Source organism: Streptomyces murinus (assembly GCF_002154555.1).
GTDB classification, from domain to species: Bacteria; Actinomycetota; Actinomycetes; order Streptomycetales; family Streptomycetaceae; genus Streptomyces; species Streptomyces murinus.
The window spans coordinates 1-2,549 of record NZ_MUNF01000884.1 but is presented as its reverse complement, the minus strand read 5'-3'; the positions used below and the strand labels follow the sequence as shown (position 1 = coordinate 2,549).

Genomic DNA, 2,549 nt, shown 5'->3' with positions numbered 1-2,549 from the left:
GGTCACCTTGGTGTGAGTGATCGTCACCCGGTCCAGCGAGCCGCGCGGCGAACCGGCCGTCTCATGAAGGCCTGCGGCTGGAGGGAGCGCAGATGCCTCGCTGGATGATGTTCCACATCTGTCTGATCTCCTCGACGGCGCCCGGTTCGCGCGGCTCCTCGTCGCCCTGCGCGGACCCCGCGCGCGCCCGGTACTCGGCGCCGAGGACCAGGGACCGGGACAACGTGGCCAGATCCTCCGGGCGGACGGCCGCGTGCAGTTGCCCATCGCGGTAAGCCTGTCCGAAAAGATCCTGCACGGCGGCGATCCAGGACGTGGTCCAGGCGAGGTCGTGGTCCGGCCGCTCGCGGCTGAGCCGTGCCGCGGAGCGCACCGCCGGCTCCTCCTCCAACAGCCGGGCCAGTTCGAGCGTCACGTCGATGGCCCGGTGCAGCGCGGGCGCCGGTCCCGCCGACAGACCCTCCAGGGCGGCCCGGGTGATGGCCTGGCCCTGCACCTGCACGGCGGAGGCCAGTTCGTCCTTGGTCGCGAAATGGAACGACAGAGCGCCCATGGTGATACCGGCGGCCCGGCAGACCCTGTTCAGCGCGGTGCCGTCATACCCGCGCCGATCGAACTCGGACGCCGCGGCACTCACCAGGGCTTGCCGGGTGCGTACCGCGCGCAACTGCCTTGTCATGCATGTCTCCCAACAGAGCGTCCCCCTCCGGAGGTAGCAGCGGGGTGGCAGGCCGCGCCTCGCGTACGGCACGCGCCGTGAACGCCGAACGCGCCGCCTCGTCCATCCCTGGCCCGACCCGGCGGCGGAGCGCCACGCGGTCCCCCACAGGAGCGGGGTCACGTGCCACCTCCTCCCACAGGGCGCCGCCGAGGGGCCGATCTGGTTGCCCAGCGGTCGTGGCGGCCAGTGTGACTCCGCAGGTCAGCGTCGACAAGCCCGTCGATCACGGGTTGACCGGTTCACACAGAGCCGACCCCTTTACTGCGACACGAGCACCGGGGCCGACGGTTGGCTGATTCCTCTCGATAAAAAAATAGCAACTCCTATTATTCTTCCGATCATCGACCTCTTGAGCCGCACCCGGGAGCCCTCATGATCAATGTCATGTACGGCGCAGACCGCCTGTCCACCCTGGAAGCCGGGCAACGAGTTGCCGAATTCGCCGATCAGCTCTTCGCACACCTGCCGCGGGCGGACCAGCGCCGCTGGGCCGCGGCGTACCTGACGGGGCTCCTGGCCGTCTCGGGGAGGAAGTCCATGCGCAGCATGGCCGCCGCGATCACCGACTCCCCCACCGCCTCCCAGTCCTTGCACCGTTTCGTCAACGCCAGCCCCTGGGAGTGGCAGCCCGTCCGCGACGAGCTGAGGCGCTGGGTGGCGGCGCGGACACGCCCCAAGGCGTGGACCGTCGGCATCGCCGTGGTCCCCAAGCGGGGTGACCAGTCGTGCGGGGTGCACCGCAGATTCGTCCCGGACCTGGGCCGCACCATCAACTGCCAGGTCGGCATGGGGCAGTTCCTGGCGACGGGCCGCAGCCAGGTCCCCGTCGACTGGCGCCTGCACCTGCCGAGCGAATGGAGCGAGGACCGGTTACGCCGCCGTACCCGCATACCCGAGGCCGTCCAGCCCCTGCCGGCCTGGGCGCAGGTGCTCGACCTGGCCGACGCCCTGGCCGCGGACGGGTCACCGGCACTGCCGCTCGTGGCCGACCTCCGCGACTGCGCGGAACCCGATCGGCTGCTTCACGGTCTGCGGCATCGTGGGCACGATTTCGCCCTCACCGTTCCCGGCACCCTGCCGGTACTGCCCTCCGTGACGGCCCACCCCTGCGGCTCCGGCATGGACCCGGCCGTCTCACCGGTCAGCGCGCGCCGGTTCCTGGAGACGGAAGGCGAACTGCTGCGTTCGGTCATCGGGACGAGTCACCTTCGCCCTTCGCGCCCCACGCGCGTGGTCACCGGCCTGATCCGGCTGCCCCGCGGCCCTCAGCCGCAGCGCTTCTACCGGCTGTTCGCCGAGGTCCCGCGCGAGGGCGAGCGGCCCACCACCGCGTGGCTCACCACCCTGGTCCACCTGTCGATGGAGGAGCTCCTGGAGCTGGCCTCGCTGCCGGGCACCACACCGCGGGCGCTGCGCCGGCTGGAAGGCAGTTTCGGGTTCCAGGACTTCGAGGGGCGCTCCTACCCCGGCTGGCACCGGCATGTGACGCTGGTGTCGGCGGCCTGCTGCTACCAGGAACTGTCGGACATCGATCCGACCGGCCTGGCCGGTACCGTCTCCGCCGCACCGCTGCTCCGGGCCCCGCGGCAAGCGGCGGGGCTCCGCGTCTGAGCTCCGGCCGCTTCGCCCGTCCGGTCCCGTGGCGCAGGAGAGCACAGAACGCCTCGCCACGGGTCCACGGGTCCACCGGACTTCCGGACTTCCGGACTTCCGGACTTCCGGACTTCCGGACTTCCGGGCCACGATGCCACCGGACCACGGCCCTCCCGGCCCCGCCCATCGTGCACGCGCGGCAGGCGGCCCACCCGGGCCGCCTGCCGCGCGTGCA

General features: G+C 71.5%; 2 protein-coding genes. One reads left to right on the top strand and one right to left on the bottom strand.

The window, feature by feature from the left end:
* Positions 1-61: 61 nt before the first annotated feature.
* Positions 62-679: a TetR/AcrR family transcriptional regulator gene (locus CCN72_RS36260; RefSeq protein ID WP_086812604.1), complete on the bottom strand. Its 618-nt coding sequence runs from the start codon at positions 677-679 to the stop codon at positions 62-64.
* 414 nt (positions 680-1,093) lie between these two features.
* Here CCN72_RS36260 and CCN72_RS36255 point away from each other — a divergent pair, with 414 nt between their 5' ends.
* A complete protein-coding gene (locus CCN72_RS36255) occupies positions 1,094-2,332 on the top strand; it encodes an IS701 family transposase (RefSeq protein WP_086812603.1) in 1,239 nt (412 codons plus the stop codon).
* The last annotated feature ends 217 nt before the right edge of the window (positions 2,333-2,549 follow it).

Bases quoted from the DNA above. Each gene is read 5' to 3' on its own strand.
- CCN72_RS36260 (WP_086812604.1), bottom strand. From the start codon at position 679: ATGACAAGGCAGTTGCGCGCGGTACGCACCCGGCAAGCCCTGGTGAGT.
- CCN72_RS36255 (WP_086812603.1), top strand. From the start codon at position 1,094: ATGATCAATGTCATGTACGGCGCAGACCGCCTGTCCACCCTGGAAGCC.